This is a genomic window from Anaeromicrobium sediminis (assembly GCF_002270055.1).
Lineage (GTDB): Bacteria > Bacillota > Clostridia > Peptostreptococcales > Thermotaleaceae > Anaeromicrobium > Anaeromicrobium sediminis.
Map to the genome: position 1 here is coordinate 61,131 of NZ_NIBG01000014.1, position 21,066 is coordinate 82,196.

At 33.0% G+C, this 21,066-nt stretch carries 19 protein-coding genes and 1 riboswitch; of the genes, 8 read left to right on the forward strand and 11 right to left on the reverse strand.

Annotated features, from left to right (window positions below):
* Nucleotides 1-159 precede the first annotated feature (159 nt).
* From gatB to ligA, 4 genes are all read right to left on the reverse strand, one after another.
* Nucleotides 160-1,575: an Asp-tRNA(Asn)/Glu-tRNA(Gln) amidotransferase subunit GatB gene (gene gatB / locus CCE28_RS14745; RefSeq protein WP_095134492.1), complete on the reverse strand. Its 1,416-nt coding sequence runs from the start codon at nucleotides 1,573-1,575 to the stop codon at nucleotides 160-162.
* Nucleotides 1,557-3,005, reverse strand: a complete 1,449-nt coding sequence (gene gatA / locus CCE28_RS14750) for an Asp-tRNA(Asn)/Glu-tRNA(Gln) amidotransferase subunit GatA (RefSeq protein WP_095134493.1) — start codon at nucleotides 3,003-3,005, stop codon at nucleotides 1,557-1,559. The genes gatB and gatA overlap by 19 nt, the downstream gene beginning before the upstream one ends.
* 282 nt (nucleotides 3,006-3,287) lie before the next feature.
* The gene (gene gatC / locus CCE28_RS14755) at nucleotides 3,288-3,566 is read right to left on the reverse strand and encodes an Asp-tRNA(Asn)/Glu-tRNA(Gln) amidotransferase subunit GatC (RefSeq protein WP_095134494.1); all 279 of its coding nucleotides are present in this window, start codon (nucleotides 3,564-3,566) and stop codon (nucleotides 3,288-3,290) included.
* An 11-nt stretch (nucleotides 3,567-3,577) separates the two neighbouring features.
* The gene (ligA, locus tag CCE28_RS14760; protein WP_095134495.1) at nucleotides 3,578-5,569 is read right to left on the reverse strand and encodes an NAD-dependent DNA ligase LigA; all 1,992 of its coding nucleotides are present in this window, start codon (nucleotides 5,567-5,569) and stop codon (nucleotides 3,578-3,580) included.
* 321 nt (nucleotides 5,570-5,890) lie between these two features.
* On the opposite strand from ligA, the gene CCE28_RS14765 reads away from it, so the two are divergent.
* Complete coding sequence (locus CCE28_RS14765) at nucleotides 5,891-6,319, forward strand: hypothetical protein (protein WP_095134496.1); 429 nt, start codon at nucleotides 5,891-5,893, stop codon at nucleotides 6,317-6,319.
* 167 nt (nucleotides 6,320-6,486) lie between these two features.
* Here the strand turns inward: CCE28_RS14765 and CCE28_RS22780 are convergent, their stop codons facing one another.
* The 3 genes from CCE28_RS22780 to CCE28_RS14775 form a co-directional block, all read right to left on the reverse strand.
* Entirely contained in the window at nucleotides 6,487-6,612 is a 126-nt protein-coding gene (locus CCE28_RS22780; RefSeq protein ID WP_278277566.1) for a hypothetical protein, read from the reverse strand.
* Nucleotides 6,613-6,911: 299 nt separating this feature from the next.
* Nucleotides 6,912-9,098 (reverse strand): DNA helicase PcrA, encoded by a 2,187-nt coding sequence (gene pcrA / locus CCE28_RS14770; RefSeq protein WP_095134497.1) that lies wholly within the window; start codon nucleotides 9,096-9,098, stop codon nucleotides 6,912-6,914.
* Nucleotides 9,099-9,367: 269 nt separating this feature from the next.
* Complete coding sequence (locus CCE28_RS14775; RefSeq protein WP_095134498.1) at nucleotides 9,368-9,859, reverse strand: phosphoesterase; 492 nt, start codon at nucleotides 9,857-9,859, stop codon at nucleotides 9,368-9,370.
* Nucleotides 9,860-10,177: 318 nt separating this feature from the next.
* Nucleotides 10,178-10,279: riboswitch (purine riboswitch) on the forward strand.
* A gap of 239 nt (nucleotides 10,280-10,518) precedes the next feature.
* On the opposite strand from CCE28_RS14775, the gene CCE28_RS14780 reads away from it, so the two are divergent.
* The 7 genes from CCE28_RS14780 (at nucleotide 10,519) to CCE28_RS14810 (ending at nucleotide 17,203) form a co-directional block, all read left to right on the forward strand.
* Nucleotides 10,519-11,865 carry a uracil-xanthine permease family protein gene (locus tag CCE28_RS14780; RefSeq protein ID WP_095134499.1) on the forward strand — a complete coding sequence of 449 codons (1,347 nt, stop codon included), beginning with the start codon at nucleotides 10,519-10,521 and terminating at the stop codon, nucleotides 11,863-11,865.
* A gap of 139 nt (nucleotides 11,866-12,004) precedes the next feature.
* Complete coding sequence (locus CCE28_RS14785; protein ID WP_095134500.1) at nucleotides 12,005-12,802, forward strand: FAD binding domain-containing protein; 798 nt, start codon at nucleotides 12,005-12,007, stop codon at nucleotides 12,800-12,802.
* Entirely contained in the window at nucleotides 12,793-13,242 is a 450-nt protein-coding gene (locus CCE28_RS14790) for a (2Fe-2S)-binding protein (protein WP_095134501.1), read from the forward strand. The genes CCE28_RS14785 and CCE28_RS14790 overlap by 10 nt, the downstream gene beginning before the upstream one ends.
* The gene (locus CCE28_RS14795) at nucleotides 13,243-15,537 is read left to right on the forward strand and encodes a xanthine dehydrogenase family protein molybdopterin-binding subunit (protein WP_095134502.1); all 2,295 of its coding nucleotides are present in this window, start codon (nucleotides 13,243-13,245) and stop codon (nucleotides 15,535-15,537) included.
* A gap of 18 nt (nucleotides 15,538-15,555) precedes the next feature.
* A complete protein-coding gene (locus CCE28_RS14800; RefSeq protein ID WP_095134503.1) occupies nucleotides 15,556-16,125 on the forward strand; it encodes a xanthine phosphoribosyltransferase in 570 nt (189 codons plus the stop codon).
* Between the two features lie 156 nt (nucleotides 16,126-16,281).
* On the forward strand, nucleotides 16,282-16,455 hold the full coding sequence (locus tag CCE28_RS14805; RefSeq protein ID WP_095134504.1) for an asparagine synthase: 174 nt from the start codon (nucleotides 16,282-16,284) through the stop codon (nucleotides 16,453-16,455).
* 289 nt (nucleotides 16,456-16,744) lie between these two features.
* A complete protein-coding gene (locus CCE28_RS14810) occupies nucleotides 16,745-17,203 on the forward strand; it encodes a YbaK/EbsC family protein (protein WP_095134505.1) in 459 nt (152 codons plus the stop codon).
* Nucleotides 17,204-17,234: 31 nt separating this feature from the next.
* Here CCE28_RS14810 and CCE28_RS14815 read toward each other — a convergent pair whose 3' ends face one another.
* Genes CCE28_RS14815 through nikB form a run of 4 tightly spaced genes read right to left on the reverse strand, consistent with a single transcriptional unit; the run spans nucleotide 17,235 to nucleotide 21,028 of the window.
* Nucleotides 17,235-18,203, reverse strand: a complete 969-nt coding sequence (locus tag CCE28_RS14815; protein WP_095134506.1) for an ABC transporter ATP-binding protein — start codon at nucleotides 18,201-18,203, stop codon at nucleotides 17,235-17,237.
* A gap of 8 nt (nucleotides 18,204-18,211) precedes the next feature.
* On the reverse strand, nucleotides 18,212-19,186 hold the full coding sequence (locus CCE28_RS14820) for an ABC transporter ATP-binding protein (protein WP_095134507.1): 975 nt from the start codon (nucleotides 19,184-19,186) through the stop codon (nucleotides 18,212-18,214).
* A 19-nt stretch (nucleotides 19,187-19,205) separates the two neighbouring features.
* Nucleotides 19,206-20,084 carry an ABC transporter permease gene (locus CCE28_RS14825; protein WP_330396862.1) on the reverse strand — a complete coding sequence of 293 codons (879 nt, stop codon included), beginning with the start codon at nucleotides 20,082-20,084 and terminating at the stop codon, nucleotides 19,206-19,208.
* 14 nt (nucleotides 20,085-20,098) lie between these two features.
* Nucleotides 20,099-21,028, reverse strand: coding sequence for a nickel ABC transporter permease (nikB, locus tag CCE28_RS14830; protein WP_095134508.1), 930 nt, complete (start codon nucleotides 21,026-21,028; stop codon nucleotides 20,099-20,101).
* Between the last annotated feature and the right edge of the window lie 38 nt (nucleotides 21,029-21,066).

Below are 21,066 nucleotides of genomic sequence, written 5' to 3' on the forward strand. Positions count from 1 at the left end.
TATCGTTGCAAATGCACAAACATCCTACCATACAATTGATACAATTTTCTAACAATTCCGCGTAACGCGCACATTTACCTATGTGCGAACGAACTTTTTTTGATTTTTCTGATTTTTCTTTCGTATTTTTATTATAATATGTTTCAGGAAAACATTTTCTTATTTTTTTCTTAAGATGTCCAAAATGATTTCATTAACAGTTTGAGGATTGGCAGAACCCTTAGTTTTTTTCATGACAGCTCCCACAAGAAATCCGATTACTTTTTTCTTGCCATTTTTATAATCTTTTATAGATTTCAGATTTTCTTCCAAAACTTCTTTTACAATTTTTACAATATCTTTTTCATTGGATAACTGAATAATTCCCTTTTCTTTCATTATTATTTCTGGATTTTCCCCTGTTTCATGCATTATATTATATAACTTTTTTGCCATATTATTACTTATATATCCATTTACAACCAATTCTAATAATTTTACAAAATCATCTATCTTATACTTAAGATCTTCTATATCCATTCGGTCATCCTTTAGCCTTTTATAAAGGACTGAGATTATAAAATTGCTAACCATCTTTGGATTCTTAACAGTCCTTACTACTTCTTCAAAGTAATTGGACATTTCTTTGCTCTTAGTCATTATATTTATGTGGTATTCTGGTAACTCATATTGTAATATAAAACGGTTCCTCTTTTCATTAGGCAATTCCGGTAATCCTTTCCTAATTTCCTCAATAAAACTCTCCTCTACAAATATTTTTAATAAATCTGGTTCTGGAAAATATCTATAATCTTGTGCTTCTTCTTTCTTTCTCATGGCCACAGTTATTTTCTTATTTTCATCCCATCTTCTAGTTTCTCTTATGGTGTTTTTATTTTCTCTCAAAAGAAATCTATGCCTAGATTCTTCATATTCTATAGCCTTTTTTACAGCCTTAAATGAATTTAAATTTTTTATTTCTACTATATTACTTCTTATGGTTTTATCCTTAGATTCTATATTTATATTCACATCACATCTAAGGGAACCTTCTTCCATTTTACAATCACAAATATCTAAGTATATGAGTATTTCTTTTAATTCTTCTAAACATTCACTTGTTTCTATAGAACTTGAAAGATCTGGTTCTGTAACAATTTCTATTAAAGGAACTCCACTTCTATTGTAATTTAAAAGTCTTGCCTCATTAGTGTATATAGTTTTTCCTGCATCTTCTTCTATATGTATTCTCTTTATTCCTATTCTTTTATCATTAATCTGTATATGACCATTTTCACAAAGGGGCTTATCATATTGAGAAATTTGATATGCTTTATTTAGATCCGGGTAAAAATAATTTTTTCTATCCATAAATGACTTTCTAGCTATTTCACAATTAAGGCCTATGCCTGCCCTTATGGCATATTCTATTACCTTCTTATTTAAGCTTGGTAAAGTCCCTGGCAAACCTAAACAAATTGGACAGCACTGACTATTTTCTTCTTCTCCAAACCCTGTAGAGCATGAGCAAAATATTTTGGATTTCGTCTTTAATTCTGCATGTATTTCTAGTCCCACTACAGTGATGTATTCCATGTTATTTCTCCCCTCATTCTCTCTACTTCATAAGCACATGTTAGTACTTCTTCTTCATTAAAATAGCCACCCATTATTTGTACTCCTACAGGCATATTCTCTATGAAACCACAAGGAATAGAAAGGGCTGGTATTCCTGAAATATTTGCATTAATAGTAAGTATATCTGATTTATACATTTTTATTGGATCTTTAATCTTTTCTCCGATTCCAAAGGGAAGGGTAGGTGTGGTAGGTGTTATTAATAAATCCACCTTTTTAAATACTTCTTTGAAATCCTTAATTATTAAAGTTCTGACCTTGGCTCCTTTTTCATAGTATTTTTCATAATTTGTCTTAATTAAACTATTAGTTCCTAATATGATATTTTTCTTTACTTGTTTACCAAATCCTAAAGTTCTATTGTGACTATACAGCTCGTTTAGGTTATCATATTCATTTTTACAGTATCCATATCTTATTCCATCAAATCGAGAAAGATTTAAACTGCATTCTGCTGTGGCAATGTTATAGTAAGTAAAAAATCCATATTTAGTATGAGGTAGATTCACATCTATTATTATTGCACCCTTTTTTTCTAATTCCTTAACTACCTCTATTATTTTCTCTTTTATTCTATTGTCTATTCCATCATGGAAATATTCCTTTGGAATTCCTATTTTTAGTCCACAAACACCATTTTTTAAACCTTTTGTATAATCTTTCTTGCCCCTATTAACACTTGTAGAGTCTTTAGTATCGTATCCACTTATATGATTTAATACTAGGGCACAATCATATACATTTCTTGTTATAGGCCCTATAGTATCAAGACTTGAGCCATAGGCCACAAGACCGAATCTGGATACTAGTCCATAGGTGGGCTTTAGTCCTACTACTCCACAAAAGGCTGCCGGTTGTCTAATAGATCCACCCGTATCGGAACCCAGTGAAAAAAAACATAGGCCAGAAGCTACTGCCGCTGCTGAACCACCACTAGAACCTCCCGGTACTTTAGTTAAGTCCCAAGGATTTTTAGTTATTTTATAAGCAGAGTTTTCAGTGGAAGATCCCATTCCAAATTCATCTAAATTAGTTTTTCCCACTAATATATTCTTTTTTAATCGCTCCACTACTGTAGCATCATAGGGTGATATATAGTTCTCTAGCATCTTAGACCCACAGGTTGTCTTTATTTTCCTAGTGGATATATTATCCTTAAGGGAGTAGGGTATTCCTTCTAATGGCTCTATATAATCTCCATTACCTATTTTTCTATCTACTGCTTTTGCTTCACTTAAACTTTCTTTTACTATAGTTAAATATGCTCCTAATTTTTCATCTATATTATTAATCCTATTTAAAATAGTACAAGTTAATTCCTCACAGCTTAATTCTTTTCTTCTCAGCATATTATGTATTTCATATATATTTTTATAATAAAGTTCCATAATTCCTTCCTTTCTTTAAATCAATAGACAAACTACTTCTAAACTCAATAAACGCTGGCTACTTACAAGGGAATATAAATAAAAAAATTTTATAAGGTGGAACATCAAAACATCCTATGCTGCAAACAATTATGAACCTTCTAAATTTAGTATGAGATGTACACCCTATAATCTGATAGTGACTTACCTTATAAAATATTTTTTATTTATATGACCGAAGTAAGTTCACACCCCCCTAGCTTAAATATAATTAATCCCTATATATAAAGGTTAGTCTAATGACTAACCTTTTATTTTAAAATAATTACCTTCTCTATTCTCTGTATTAGCAAATACATCTTCATGATTTAAAGACTCTTTTACTTCATCTTCTCTAAAAGGATTTATGCTGTCAAATACCCTATATGTAGGTTCTACATTTTCTAAATCCAATTCATCCATACTATCCATATATTCCACAATAGGATTCAAGTCTTTTTCAATTTCTTCTATTTCTTCATTTGTTAAATGTATTTTAGCTATTTTACATATTTCTTTAATAGTGTTTTTATCTATAGACATATTATCACCTATTATTTCACCATTTCTTCAAATTCATCTTCACTTATAATATTTACTCCTAGATCTTGAGCTTTAGTAAGCTTAGATCCAGCTTCAGTCCCTGCTAATACATAGTTAGTCTTTTTACTTACACTGCCCGATACTTTACCACCAAGATTTTCAATTATCTCTTTAGCTTCTTTTCTTTTATATTTAGTAAGAGTTCCCGTTAAAACAAAAGTCATACCTTCAAACTTCTTTTCTACTGACTCATCTTGGATTTTTAGGGAATTCATATTTACTCCCACATCTTTTAACTTATTTATAACCTCTATATTCTTATCCTCTTTGAAATAAGTAATAATACTACTTGCCATCTTATCTCCTATTTCAGGTATGTTTACTATTTCTTCAAAGGAAGCCTTTATAAAATTATCCATAGTTTTAAATTCACTGGCCAATAAATTTGCTGCCCTTTCTCCTACTAATTTAATACCTAAACCAAATATAAGTCTTCCTAAATCATTATTCTTTGATTTTTCTATGGCATTTATTAAATTAGTAGCAGATTTTTCACCCATTCTCTCAAGAGGTAATAGTTCTTCTTTCTTTAAATAATATAAATCAGCTATATCCTTTATTAACTCATTATCTAATAATAGGGTAACTATAGATTCTCCAAGACCATCTATATTCATGGCATTTCTGGATACAAAATGAATAATACTACGTCTAAGTTGTGCTGGACAAGATGAATTAACGCATCTGGTTACAGCTTCCTTATCTATCCTAATAGTTTCTTCTCCACACACGGGACATTGTTTTGGCATATTAAATTCCTCTAGTCCATCTGGCCTTTTATCCATCACTACCCTTACCACTGCTGGAATAACATCTCCTGCCTTTTCAATTATTACATAATCACCTATTCTTACATCCTTTTCCCTTATATAATCTTCATTATGGAGTGTAGCACGACTAACAGTACTTCCTGCCACCTTTACTGGTTCTAATATGGCAGTAGGAGTCAATGCTCCCGTTCTTCCCACTTGGACTACTATATCCTCTAGTTTAGTTTCCTGTTGTTCTGCTGGGAATTTATATGCTATGGCCCATCTTGGACTTCTAGATCTAAAACCTAATTCTTCTCTCTGAGATAAATCATTTATCTTTATAACCATTCCATCTATTTCATAGGCTAGACTTCCTCTTTTATCTCCAAAATTTTCACAAGTTTTAATTACATCTTCTATATTGTCACAAATTGTATAATCAGAAACTCTAAAACCTAAACTCTTTAAATATTCTAGTCCCTCTGAGTGGCTAATAAATTCTTTTCCTACTATAGATTGAATATTAAATACAAATATGTCTAAGTTTCTCCTAGCTGCAATTTTAGGATCTAATTGTCTTAAGGATCCTGCTGCTGCATTCCTTGGATTAGCAAATAAATTTTGTCCCTTTTCTTCTTGTATTTTGTTTAACTTTAAAAAGTTTTCCTGGGAAATATACACTTCTCCCCTTACTTGAAGATTAATGTTTTCCTTTAACTTTAAGGGAATAGACTTTACTGTTTTTAAGTTATGGGTAACATCTTCTCCCACAGAACCATCTCCACGGGTAGCTCCTTGAACAAATATTCCATTTTCATATTTTAGTGAAACAGATAAACCATCTATTTTAGGTTCTACCACATACTCAATTTTATCACTTATAACTTTTTTTACTCTAGAGTGGAAATCTATTAAGTCCTCTTTATTATATGAGTTACCTAAACTGAGCATAGGTACAGTATGTATCACTTGATTAAATGACTCTAAAGCTTTTCCACCTACCCTTTGTGTAGGAGAATCTATCTTTTTTAAATCAGAAAATTCTTCTTCTAATTTTATTAATTCATTTAACATCATATCGTAGTCATAATCAGATATTTCTGGACTATCTAGTACATAATATCTATGATTATGATAATTTATTTCATCTGTCAATTCTTCTATTCTTTTTTTTGCCACTTCTCTATCCATAATAACCTCCAAAATATTAATTAATGCGACAGACATATTTTATCATAAAAAGACAGTCATTAGTTCATCCTTTGTCATTATTGGTTATTCCTTATAACCATATATCTTGTCACCAAATTATACATTTAAATATTTCTATCATAATATGTATTTTTCCTGTTTACCTAATAATAATTCTAATAGTTTAAAGTTTAGGGTTCAGAGTTGAGAACTTTTATCCCTAACCTCTTAACTATTAAAATTCACTGTAACCAGTTAGGGACAAGGAGCATATTATATTATTGCAAAGGGACATACATAATAAGGGAGGTGAGAATATAAATGAGTAAATCTTCCACTAACAAATCTGAGTATATGCCTAATCCAATACTATTAAATGCTGAACAACAAGAGGAATTTAATAAATACAGGGCCAAATATGCAGATAAATCCAACAAATATATTCTAAGAGAAATGATGAGAGTAAAATCACAAGTTCCACAAGAAATGGTACAAAAGCATATTAAAAATCTTAATCTCATGTCACAAATGGAAGGATTTGATCCAGAAAAGATACAACCAAGAGTAGACATGGTAAAAAGATTACTAAGCATAAACATGCCTTCACAAAATACAATCCAATCAGAGGAGCCAATTGCAGAAAGTCAATTTTTTTTCGGTGGTGCTTTATTATTATGGTTTCTAGCCTTAGCAGCAATATGGCGTAGACCATACTATAGAAGACCTTATGGACGCTATCCCATTTACTAAATAAAAAACCCTTATGATTAATCATAAGGGTTTTTTATTTAGCATTATTGACCTTTACTCTAACTTCACTATCTCCTATTTAAAGGATTTTTACAAAGGTTCCAAGTATTATATCTATGGTAAGAAGGTGTTTAAAATAGAAAATACATTTAATTTCCTATATTTTTTTAATATCCTCCAAAACCACCAAAGCAACCACAGTTACAGAACAATAATACTAGTAGTAAGAAGAAGAATAACAATTCACTACCGCTATTAAATAAACCATATCCTCCACATTGTTTATCAGCCACTTAATCCACCTCCTTTATTCAGGTATGTAGATTTTCAATTTGCTGAATCACTATATTTGTCTTTTGTCTAATATAAATTATGCATAAACAATAATATATGTTACTAATACTCATAAATTTGTCTTTATTATATAGATAAACCACCTTGGAAATTTTTACTTCTACATTAATTAAGGTTAAGGGATTAGAATTAAAAGTTTAGGAATAAAAACTCCCAACTCTAATCTCTAATCTCTTAACCATTAGAATAATTCATATATATTTAAATTTGAAGTATCATGACTACCTTTGAAACTAACTTAAATTACATTTATAGGCGCATAGCCTAGCATTAATTTTTTAATTCCCGCATTATGAAATGCTATGGTAATCTCCTTATCTCCAGCCTTATCTTTAATAGATATAACTGTACCCATTCCAAACTTGTCGTGCATAACCTTAGCACCTGGATGGACATTTTCACTACTAGCCTTCTTTGTTGCTTTAGGCGCTTCATTTATAGTAGTTCCTCTATATATACCCGCCCCCGGAGCAAGAGCCTTTCTGTCTTTAGTCTGTATGGCTTCCTTATCCCTATCTAATAGAGCAGAATCTATTTCCTCTATAAACCTGGAAATAGGATTATAATTAGTCTTACCATATAGCATCCTCATTCTAGCATGGGTAATAAATAACATTTCCTCAGCTCTTGTTATACCCACATAACATAATCTTCTTTCCTCTTCTAAATCATCATCAGAATCTAGTGCTCTAGATATGGGGAATATTCTCTCTTCCATTCCTGCTAGGAATACTACAGGGAACTCTAACCCCTTGGCACTATGCAAGGTCATTAAAACCACCTTATTATCATCTTCATCCATGGAATCTAAATCTGTAGATAAAGAAGTTTTTTCTAAAAACTCCATTAAAAGACCCGTCTCACTGTCAGCCTCAAATTCCTTTGCTACAGATAATAATTCTCGTAAGTTCTCTATTCTAGTTTGTGCTTCTATAGTATCTTCATTTTCAAGTTCTGCTATATATCCTGACTCTTCTAACACTATTTGTATTAATTCACTAGCCTTTATTTCATCCTTTAATTCTCTACATTTATTTACCACATCAGTAAATTGTCTAAATCCTGCCATTACCCTTTTAGAGAATCCCTTTAGCATATCTTCATCTAATAGTACACTGTAAACACTTTCACCTGTTTCATTTGCCATTTCAACTAATCTTTCAACAGTTCTATTTCCAATACCACGCTTAGGTACATTTATTACTCTTTTTAAGGATATATCGTCTACAGGATTTTGAATAAGCCTTAAATATGCCACAATATCCTTAACTTCTTTTCTGTCGTAGAACTTAAGTCCTCCATAAATTCTATAGGGAACATGTCCCCTCATAAGCATATCTTCTATGGCACGGGATTGGGCATTAGTTCTATATAATATGGCACATTCCTTATAATTTCTGCCATCAGTTTTAACCATATCCATTATATTTTTCACTATAAATCGAGCCTCATCCTTTTCATCCATGGCCCTATAGTACTTTATCTTTTCACCATTTCCCTTATTAGCAAAAAGTGACTTACTCTTTCTATTCATATTGTTTTTAATAACACTGTTAGCCGCATCTAGTATGGTTTTTGTAGATCTATAGTTTTGTTCTAATTTTATAGTAACTGAACTTGCAAAATCCTCTTCAAAGCTAAGTATATTCCTAATATCAGCCCCACGCCAACCATAAATTGACTGATCAATATCCCCAACTACACATAGGTTTTGATGACCTTCTGATAACATGGATACTAGTTTGTATTGGGCTAAACTTGTATCCTGATACTCATCCACCATTATATATTTAAACTTGTCTTGATACAGACATAAGATATCTTCATTTTCCTCAAATAGCTCTATAGTCTTAAATATTAAATCATCAAAATCTAGGGCATTGTTTCCCCTAAGCTTTCTTTGATAAAGGGCATATATATTTCCTATGGTCTCCATTTGGAAATCCCCTTCATATTCCTTCTTGAATCTATTAGGGGTAAATAATTTATCCTTAGCAGAACTTATCCTACTTTGGACCATTGCCAGTGGATATAATTTATCATTTATATTAAGTTGTTTATAACATTCCTTTAAAAGGGTCTTTTGATCACTAGCATCATATATTACAAAGTTTTTATCGTATCCTATTTTAGCTATTTCTCTTCTTAATATTCTCACGCAAGCAGAGTGGAATGTAGTAACCCATAAATTCATAGGCTTCTCTATTAGCGCCTCTACCCTTTCTACCATTTCCTTTGCTGCCTTATTTGTAAATGTTATAGCTAATATATTTCCAGGGTGTACACCCTTTTCTTCTACTAAGTATGCAATTCTATGAGTTAAAACTCTAGTTTTACCAGAACCAGCTCCAGCCAATATAAGTAGCGGTCCTTCCGTATGCAATACAGCCCTCTTTTGGGCCTCATTCATCATCGATAAATCCATGAAGTTTCTCCTTTCCTTTTACCATCTATACATATGTTATATTATTTTAACCATTTATACAAATGTTTGTTCGCTTTTCAAAAAGTTTTTTAGAAATAAAAATACCACTAGTTGTTTGTAAAAACTAATGGTATTTATCTATGTGCCTCAATTTTTTATTATATCATATTAACTTTATATTATGTACATTTTCTACCTTTACAAGTATTGGTTTCTCCATTAAAAATTTTATAATAGAAAGTAATAGTATTTTTCAACATTCTAAAATACTAATTTGTATATAAGCTTTTTATGTAATCAAAAGAGATAGGTTTATACTTATGAAGTTCCACACTTGCGTTATAATAACCCTCACCTTCCATTTTATTACCATGTATATGACCATGAATATTAACATAGGGCATATGAGAGTTAATATACATGGGTTCATGGGATAATAAATAAAAATTATCTAATATGACACCACCATCAATCACATCATTAAACCCCACATTATGCCACCATTCATTACCATATTGTCTATCATGATTCCCTTTAATGAGTACTTTATACCCATTTAATTTCCCCACAATCTTTTTAATTTGCCTCTTATTTCCCCATGCAAAATCTCCTAAATGATAAATAGTATCTTTATTTGATATGGTCTTATTCCAATTTTTAATCATTGTTTTATTCATTGCTTTCACATCTGCAAAGGGTCTATTTTCATAATCAATTACCTTAGCATGATTAAAATGTGTATCACCAATTATGTATATCAACTAATCACCTCTGTCATAAAAAATACGCTTACTTCCTCCTAACTACACTCAATTATAGTTTCTTCCCTATTTTCATTAAATATTCTTTTCCTTTATCCTTTACACTAAATCCTTCGCTCTAATCTCTTAACTATAATAATATTTCTAAGTTATTATAATTATATATCGATTTATTGGTAATTTTTATAATAACTTACATTATAAGTTCTTTTTTCATAATTGTTCGTAAAGTCCCATATTCTTCTTCGTGTGAAATATAGTAAAAAATTATTACTAAAACTATTGACTATAAAAATAGGCTCTGTTATCATAGTAACTAACTTAATACGAACAAATACTCATATAATCTCGGTAATATGGACCGAAAGTTTCTACCGGGCAACCGTAAATTGTCTGCCTATGGGTGAAGTCTAATATAGTTCGTGCTTTTTGCTCTACTATATTATATTGGCATTATTTTTTATAATGTCATCCTGTTTGGGACGAAAACCCGGACGGGAGGGTTTCACTTATTTATATGAAACCTTCCCGTTCGGGTTTTTTAATTTTTTACTTTATTCTCAGGGGTCACTTAATAATTTTGAAATAATAGTTTTTACTTTTGCCAAGTTTGCCTATATTTTGGGCCCCTAATTACTTTTTTTAAGGAGGAATAGAAAATGAATCAAAACAATAAAAGTGTTTATGACTTAGATGGAATCCCACCACTTTCTAGTGCAAGTTTACTTGGACTTCAGCATATCCTTGCCATGTTTGCTGGGAATGTGGCTCCTTTAATAATAGTTGCTAACGCAATGGGGTTACCAATGGAACAAAAGACTTTTTTAATTCAATGTGCAATGTTCATGGCCGGAGTAGCTACTTTAATACAAACCTATCCCATTGGACCAATTGGAGCAAGACTTCCAATAGTAATGGGAACAAGTTTTGGCTTCCTCCCAGCAGCCATTAGTATTTCTGCTAAGTATGGTTTAGCTGGAGTATTAGGTGCTTCTTTTGTAGGTGGATTCTTTGAAATGATTATAGGTGCTTTTTTAAAACCACTTAGAAAATATTTCCCACCGGTAGTTACAGGTACTGTCGTATTATCAATTGGATTATCCTTACTTCCTGTAGGAGTTAAATACTTTGCTGGCGGAGTTGGTGCTAAAGATTTTGGATCACCTTCAAACCTATTACTTGGAAGTATTGTTTTAATCACAATATTATTCTTTAAGCAATTTACCCGTGGAATCACTAGTATGTCTTCCATTTTAATAGGTTTAATAGTTGGATATATTGTGGCTATTCCAATGGGAAAAATAGATTTTTCCCCTGTGGTTAATGCAAAGTTAATATCATTCCCTACTCCACTTAAGTATGGTATGACTTTCCATTTAGATGCCATATTAGCAATGCTTTTAATGTATGTACTTACTGCTGTAGAAACAGTTGGTGACATCTCTGGTATTACAATAGGTGGTGCCAATCGTGAAGCTACAGATAAGGAATTATCTGGTGGAGTTATGGCAGATGGTTTTGGAAGTGCCATCGCAGCATTATTTAATGTACTTCCTAATACTTCTTTCAGTCAAAATGTTGGAATAGTAGCTTTAACAGGAATTATGAATAGATTTACAGTAGCAGTTGGAGCCATGTTTTTAATAGTAGCAGGCTTATTCCCTAAGGTTGGAGCATTAGTTGCTCTAATGCCACAAAGTGTATTAGGTGGAGCTTCTATCGTAATGTTCTCCATGATTGCCATTAGTGGTATTAACTTAATTACTAAAGAACCTCTTCAAGGAAGAAATAGTATTATAGTTGCCGTTGCCATAGGACTTGGTTTTGGTCTTGGTTCTGTTCCAGAGGCAATAGCCCACTTTCCAGAGTCAGTAAAAATGATCTTTGGCGGTTCTGGAATGGTTGTAACTGGTACTATAGCCCTTGTATTAAATATCATCTTACCAGAAGACAGTGAAGAAGAATTAGTTCAACCTAAGGTAAAATTAGCAGCAAAGGCTCAATAGTTTCTTTCTTATAAATATACTTTTTTCATATAGAATTAAGTGCTAAAGGTTTAGAGTTAAGAGTTTAGGGATTAATAGTTAATGCCCTTAACCCTTAACCCTAAACCTATTTGATTATAGATAAAAAGGAGGTTTTAAATTGATTACTATAAAAGATTATGCTATCCCTACTAATTTAGAGGAAGCCTATGAAACTCTACAAAATAGAAGAAATAATGTAATTCTAGGAGGTTGTTCCTTTTTAAGAATGGGCTCTAAGAACATTAATACAGCCATAGATTTATCTAAACTAAATTTAGATTTTATAAGCGAAACTGATAATACTGTAGAAATAGGTGCCATGGCTACCTTTCGTAGTTTAGAAACTAGCCCTATTTTGCAAAATAACTTTAATGGTATCTTAAGCAAATGTGTAAAAGATATTGTAGGTATACAATTTAGAAATAATGTAACTTTAGGTGCAACTGTCTATTCAAAATATGGATTCTCAGATTTAATAACTGCCCTTTTATGTTTAGATGTTAAAGTCTGTTTACACAAGGGAGGCATCATACCTTTAGATACTTTCCTGGAAAATAAATACGAGAAGGATATTTTAACTAAAATAATAATTTCAAAGGATTCTAGTAAATGCTACTTTGCATCCATGAGAAATTCCCATAGTGATTATGCCATATTAAATGTGGCCCTATCCAATAGAGATGGACAATGGAAGATATCTGTAGGTGCAAGACCTATGAAAGCTCAAATAGCTAATAATGCTTCCTCATATTTATCTGAAAATGAACTCAATGATTATACCATAGAGTATGCATGCGAATTATCCTCCCAAGAATTAGTTTTTGGAAGTAATTTAAGGGCTAGTAAAAAATTTAGACAAGAAATCTGCAAAGTCCTAATTAATAGAGGAATTAGGGAGGTTATGACATGGAAATAAAAGTAACCATAAATAATGAAGATAAAATCTTAAATATAGAATACGATGAGTTTTTATCAGAAGTTTTAAGAAAATATGGATATCTAAGTGTTAAAAAGGGATGTGACACAGGTTCATGTGGTCTATGTACCATATGGATAGATGCAAAACCCATCTTATCCTGCTCTACCCTTGCCATCAAGGCCAATGGCAAAAACATTACTACCATTGAAGGAGTTCAGAAAGAAGCTACAGAATTTGCAGAGTTTCTTGTAAATGAAGGTGCAGAACAATGTGGTTTTTGTAGTCCCGGATTTATAATGACCGTTTTAGCCATGAAAAGGGAGCTTAAAAATCCTACTAAGGATGATATAATTCACTATTTAACAGGAAATTTATGTCGTTGCACAGGGTATGTGGGCCAGTTAAGAGCCATACTGAAGTATATGGAGGTGGTATAAATGGATTTTGTAAGTAAATCAGTAAAAAAAATAGATGGAATGGATATAGCCACAGGGAAGCCCTTGTATACAGATGATTTATGCCATAATCCTCTAGTAATAAAAATATTAAGAAGTCCCCATGCCTTTGGAAAAATAATTAATATAGATACAAAAAAGGCAAAGACTTTGCCTGGAGTAGAATGTATCTTTACCCATGAAGATGTTCCTAAAGAAAGATTTACTTTAGCTGGACAATCTTATCCAGAGCCATCTCCCTATGATCGATTAATATTAGATGAATATGTTAGGTATGTAGGTGATGAAGTTGCCATAGTAGCTGCTGTAGATGAAAAAACAGCCCTACGCGCCATGAAGTTAATAAAAGTAGATTATGAAGTATTTGAACCAGTTATTGATTTTGAAGAAGCTCATACTCATGGTTCTACAATCCATCCAGAAGATGATTTAAAAGTGAATTTTCCCATAGGTACAGATACGGATAACAACATTGCTGCATCCTATGAAGTATATACGGGAAATGTGGAAGAAGAATTAGAGAAAAGTGAAGTTATTATAGAAAAGTCCTATTATACTCAAGCTCAAGCCCACGGCATGATGGAGACCTATAGAGCTTACTCTTATATGGATCATAATAATAGACTTACCATAGTAAGCTCCACCCAAATTCCATTTCACGTAAGAAGAATTGTGGCTAAGGCTTTACAAATTCCTCAAAGTAAAATACGTGTTATAAAACCTCGAATAGGTGGAGGCTTTGGTGGGAAACAAACAGCATCTGTAGAAATTTTTCCTGCACTAGTTACTTTAAAGACTGGAAAAGCTGCCAAAATAGTTTATGACAGAAAAGAAACCTTTAGTTGTTCTACAGCTCGTCACCCTATGAAGATGACTGTAAAAATAGGAGCCGATACGGATGGTACTATTAATGTAATAGACATAAAGGCCTTGTCTGATACGGGAGCATATGGTGAGCATGCTTGGACCGTATTTAGTGTGGCAGGTAATAAGGTCCTCCCCCTATACAACAAGGCTAAAGCCTTAAGATACGGTGGAAATGTATTATATACAAATAAAATGCCATCAGGAGCATTAAGAGGTTATGGAGTTACTCAAGGTATATTCTCCCTAGAATCTGCCATAAACGAGTTAGCCTCTCAATTAAATATGGACCCTACTATCCTTAGGGAAAAAAATCTCATACGAGAAGGAGATTCGCACCCTCTATTATGTGGTTCTACAGATAATAACCCTGTCACTTTAACTAGCTGTACTCTACATGAATGTATTAGACGAGGTAAAGAATTAATCAAATGGGATGAAAAATACCCTGCTCAAGTAATTAGTGATTCTAAAGTTAGAGGAGTAGGTATGGCAATTACCATGCAAGGATCTGGTATAGCTAATATTGATACGGCATCTGCCCTTATTAAATTAAATGACAATGGTTTTTACACCCTTTTGTTGGGATCTACAGATATGGGTACTGGTTGTGATACTATCCTTTGTCAAATGGCAGCAGAAGTTTTAAGTACAGACATGGATAAAATAATTGTTCATTCTGCCGATACGGATATATCACCTTATGATACGGGTTCTTATGCTTCTAGTACTACCTATGTTACAGGTAATGCAGTTATAAAGGCTGCCACAGACTTAAAGGAACAAATACTAAAGGTGGGAGCAGAATATTTATATGAATCTGTAGAAAATGTATCCTTTGACGGAATTTATGTAAAAACTAATTCAGGCAAAGAAATATCTTTAGATGAAATAAGCCAAAATCTAGCGTTAGGACCACAGGGTGAAACTTTAATGGGAAAGGGCACCTTTGGCGGGGACACAAGCCCTCCTCCTTTTATAGCAGGTTTTTGTGAAGTTGAAGTTGATAAGGAAACGGGAAAAATAGATTTAATAGATTATGTGGCCGTAGTAGATTGTGGTACTGTAATAAATCCAAACCTCGCTCGCATTCAGGTAGAAGGCGGAATAGTACAAGGTATTGGTATGGCCATGTATGAAAATGTAGCCCATGCCAAGAATGGACAAATGATTACAAACACTTTCATGCAATATAAAATCCCATGTCGAAAGGATATAGGGAACATTACAGTTGATTTTCAGAGCAGTTATGAACCTACAGGGCCCTTTGGTGCTAAGTCCATAGGTGAAGTAGTAATAAATACTCCTCCACCAGCCATAGCCCATGCCGTATATAACGCAGTAGGTGTTAATGTCAGAAGTTTACCTATTACACCAGAGAAAGTATTAATGGGAATATTAGAGAATAAATAACTAATTGGAGGACTAGATATGGAAAGTTTAAAGAATAAAATAAGAAAAGAAGGAAAAGTATTATCTGAAACCGTATTGAAGGTAGATTGTTTTTTAAATCATCAAATAGATTCTAAATTCATGTTAGATATGGGAAAAGAGTTTGCCCGTCTATATAAAGATAAAGAAATAACTAAAATAGTGACCATAGAAACTTCTGGTATAGCCCCTGCTGTAGCTGCTGGTATATACTTAGATGTTCCCGTAGTCTTTGCTAAAAAAAGTACTTCTTCCACTTTAAATAATGACACTTATTCTAGGGAGGTTAAATCCTTTACTAAAAATAAAGTATATAATATATTAATTGCTAAAGAATTTTTAAATCCTAATGATAAAGTATTAGTTATAGATGATTTCTTAGCCTATGGAAACGCCCTAGTTGGCCTTAATGAGATTATAGAGGAGAGTGGAGCTACTGTAGTAGGTGCTGGAATAGTTATTGAAAAGGGATTCCAACCTGGAGGAAAGGAATTAAGGCAATCAGGCCTTAGGGTAGAATCATTGGCTATTATTGAAAGTATGAATGAAAATGGTATAATATTTGGATAAAAATGTATACCATATTTATTTTTTAAAAATTTTTCCATTTTATATAAGAGCTAATATATAATACTATGAGTTTCCTATTAATGAGTTTTTTAACATGGATATATAATAAAAAAAAGATGCATTATAAATATATCCTTTAAAATTAGGAGGCTTTTTATGAGAATTAGAGAAGGTTTAATTCCAACACTTCTAGGTACTGCTGTAACTGCAACAGGTGCAGCTTTAGCCATGAATTCAAAAAAGAAAGATGATAAGGTAGGTTGGGGTCTTATGGGATTAGGAATAGCCCATATAGCTCTAGGTGCTATCGATTTAGTAGAACACAAATAATTTTTTAGTGCATGGCAACATGCACTATTTTTTTACGCTATAGGAAATTATAAATTTTGAAAACTGTGAATAAGTAAAAAAATAAGGGGTTGTAGGGGAAAATTCCCCTGCCTCTTTGAAGGAGGGTGCTCAGCAACTTCAGTTGCGTCGAAGGGAACCATAGGGTTCCATAGCGAAGTGTACGAAGTATGCCTTTTTTATCTTTTTTGCCTTGCTTTTTTGTAAATTTATGGTATTATAGTTTAAAAATTCAGTTTATTACAAAAGTTGTTTTAAGGGGATGTTGAAAATGAGTATTGAAAGTGTACGCCATTTTTTTGAAGAGAGAAACTTAAATTATCCAATCTATGAATTGGAAGAAAGTACTGCCACAGTAGAATTAGCAGCAAATGCCCATGGAGTAGAACCTGCTAGAATTGCTAAGACCCTAGCTTGCCATACTAAAGAGGATAAGATTATATTAGTAATGTGTGGGGACGATAAGTTAGATAATAAAAAGTTTAAAAATATATTTAAATGCAAATGTAAATTTTTGAATTTTGATGAAGTACTAGAGTTTACTGGACATGCCGTAGGAGGAGTTTGTCCCTTTGGTTTAAAAACTCCTATGAAGATTTACTTAGATGAAAGGATTAAGGAGTTTGACTACGTCCTACCTGCCGCTGGCTCTTCTAATTCAGCTGTAAGAATTACACCCGAACAATTAGAAAGTATTACTAATGCCACATGGGTAGATGTGAGAAAATAAAAAAGTCAATTTTAAAATTGACTTTTTTTATTTACCCTAAATTTCTTGCAAAGTGACATGCCACATAATGGCCTGGTTCTATCTCATTGAGGCCTGGTGTTTGTGATTTGCATATGTCTTTACAATGTCTACAGCGTCCACTAAACCTACATCCCTCTGGTGGATTTACAGGACTTGGTACATCTCCCTCTAATATGATTCTTTCCCTTTTCATATCTACCTTTGGAATAGGAATGGCAGACAATAAAGCTTGAGTATAAGGATGAAGTGGGTCTTTAAATATGGTTTTATAATCAGTAAGTTCTACTATTTTACCTAGATACATTACGGCTATCCTATCACTTACATGCTTTACTACACTTAGATTGTGAGCTATAAACAAATAGGTTAATCCTAATTCCTTTTGAAGGTTATGCATTAGATTTAATATTTGAGCTTGAATACATACATCCAGGGCAGATACGGGCTCATCTTGTACTATAAACTCAGGATTTAAAGCCAATGCCCTAGCTATACCAACCCTTTGTCTACGGCCTCCATCTAACTCATGGGGGTATGCATTTATAAGTCTAGAGGATAAGCCTACTATATCCATAAGTTCTTCAATCCTATTACTCAGCTGAATCTTATTTTTATAGGCCTTATTAACATAAAGAGGTTCTGAAATAAGTTCTGATACACTAAGTCTTGGATTTAAACAAGAATAGGGATCTTGAAAAACTATTTGAGCATTTTTTCTAAATTCTTTCATCTTTCCCTTATTAAAATCAAGTACATTTTTCCCCTTATATATTACCTCTCCACTAGTAGCCTCAAGTAATCTTATTATCAATCTTCCTGTAGTAGATTTACCACATCCAGATTCACCTACAAGGCCTAATGTTTCTCCTTTGTTTATAAAGAAATTCACATCATCCACTGCATGTAGTAATCCTTTTTTAGTCTTAAAATATTTTTTTAGGCCCTTTACTTCTATAAGTTTTTCTCCTACTTGTACCATATTATCACCTACTCTTTTCCTTCAAATAAAAAACATGCCGCAAAATGCCCATTACTTATCTCCCTCATTTTAGGCTTTTCACAACTACATATATCCATAGCCTTTTCACATCGAGGGTGAAATGCACATCCCCTTGGTAAATTAGTAGGGTCTGGCAACACTCCACTTATAACATGTAATTCCTCTTGTTCTGCATCCAAATCGGGGATGGAGTTAAAAAGGCCTAGTGTATAAGGGTGAAGTGGATTTTCATATAGATTTTTCACATTTGTATACTCTACTACACGACCTGCATACATGATAGCCACTTGATCACAAATCTCAGCTACTACTCCTAAGTCGTGGGTAATTAAAATCATAGAGGTTTTATATTCTTCTTTTAATTCTTTCATAAGTTCTAAAACTTGAGCCTGAATAGTAACATCTAAGGCCGTTGTAGGCTCATCTGCTATTATTAATGATGGATTACAAGCAAGGGCTATGGCTATTACTACCCTTTGTTTCATTCCACCACTAAATTGATGGGGATAATCATGGGCTCGTTCTTTTCTTATTCCCACTTTTTCAAGCATTTCCTCTGCACTCTTAAATGCTTCCTTCCTGTTTACATTTTTATGTAGTTCAATCATCTCTGCAATTTGGTCGCCTACAGTCATAACTGGATTTAAGGATGTCATAGGATCTTGAAATATCATGGCAATTTGTTCACCCCTAATATTTCTCATTTCGTCTTGAGATTTTTCTAACAGGTTTTCGTTTTGAAAGAAAATTTCCCCCTCTACAATTTCCCCAGGAGGATTTGGTACCAATCTCATTATTCCTAGAGCTGTAGTAGTTTTACCAGCACCAGTCTCCCCTACAAATCCTAAATTTTGTCCCTTTCCTAGATGTAGATTTAATCCCTCAACAGCATGGACAATACCTTCATCAGTTTTATATTGTATAGATAAATCTCTTATATCTAATAATTTTTCGCCACTCATATAATTGTCCTCCCTTACGTTAATTTCTAAGCTTAGGATCCAATGCATCCCTTAGACCATCTCCTAAAAAGTTAAGGGCTAATATGGTAATCATAATAGCTAAACCTGGAAATAAAGTCATATAAGCATAATCTCTAATATAGAGACGTCCACCAGATAACATGGCCCCCCATTCCGGAGTAGGTGGTTGAATTCCTAAGCCTATAAAACTAAGGCCTGCTGCTGTTAATATGGCAAAAGCCACACCTAAAGTGGCCTGTACTATTATAGGAGCTAAACAATTTGGCAATATATGTTTCATTATTATTCTAAAATCACTAGAACCAACAGATTTAGCCGCTTCTATATATTCCATTTCCCTAATAGTTAAAACGGATGCCCTAACTAATCTAGCATATCCTGGTATGGATGATATACCTACTGCTATCATTAAGTTTCTAAGTCCTGGACCTAGAGATGCTGCTATGGATATGGCAAGTAATATGGATGGAATGGATAAAAGCACGTCCATAGATCTCATAATCACATTATCAATTCTTCCTCCATAATAGCCTGATATGGCTCCAAGTAACCCACCTATTATAAGGGAAATGCTAACGGCTAAAAATCCTACACTTAAAGATATTCTTGAACCCCAAATCATTCTACTAAATATATCCCTGCCGAACTCATCTGTTCCAAATAAGTGTTCCTTTGATGGACTTTGAAAAGCATTTTCTAAATCCTGAGCATCATATTCATAGGGAGATATGATTGGAGCACAAAGTGCAGATAAGACTAATATTACTATCATTCCTAGACCAATCATGGCAAGTTTACTTCTTCTTAACCTTTTTAATGCTTCCATAGAATTACTTTTCTTCTTTTTAGGTTTATTAAGTTTTATATCTATAGCCACTTTATACTCCTCCCTTAATGATATTGTGCCTTTATCCTAGGATCCACATATGCGTACAGTAAATCAACCATTAAATTTACAAAACTAAAGGCAACGGCAATATACAATACGCCTGCTTGAACTATAGGATAATCTCTCATTTTTATGGACTCTACCATGAGTCTTCCTACTCCAGGTATGGAAAATATTACTTCTGTTAAAACAGCTCCTCCAAGTAAATATCCAAACTGAACTCCAGCTACTGTTATTACTGGAATAAGAGCATTTCTTAGGGCATGCCTCATTATTACCTTACGTTCCCTTTGACCTTTAGCCCTAACAGTTCTTATGAAATCTTGCCTTATAACTTCAAGCATACTAGAACGAGTCATACGAGTAATAATGGCCACAGATTGAGCACCTAATACTACAGATGGTAATATCATATGTTTCACACTGTAAAAACCCGAAGAAGGTAGTAATCCGAGCTTAACAGAAAATAAGAGTATCATGAGTATACCTAGCCAAAATACGGGCATGGATATGCCTATCATTGCAAATATTAGTACAATCGAATCAAAGGTTGAATATTGTTTTACGGCAGATATAATGCCAAAGGGAATACCCAATATGACGGCAATTACCATGGATAAAGCAGATAATTTTAAAGTGGTAGGAAATACATTCATTATTTCTTGTGATACAGGTCTTTTAGTTATATATGACCGACCCAAATCCTGTTCAAATACACCCTTGTACACATATCTTCCAAACTGAACAAAGAAAGGGTCATTAAGTCCCATCTCTTCTCGTAGTTTATCTACCGCTTCTTGGGGTGCTTGTTCTCCTAGAGCCATCCTTGCTGGATCTCCTGGAGTTATATGAAGCATGGTAAACACCACAAAGGTTACACCAATAAGTACTGGTAATAATAATGCAATTCTTCTTAGTATGTATTTATGCATAATATACCTCCTTATAAAGGCTATAAGAGATAAGAACA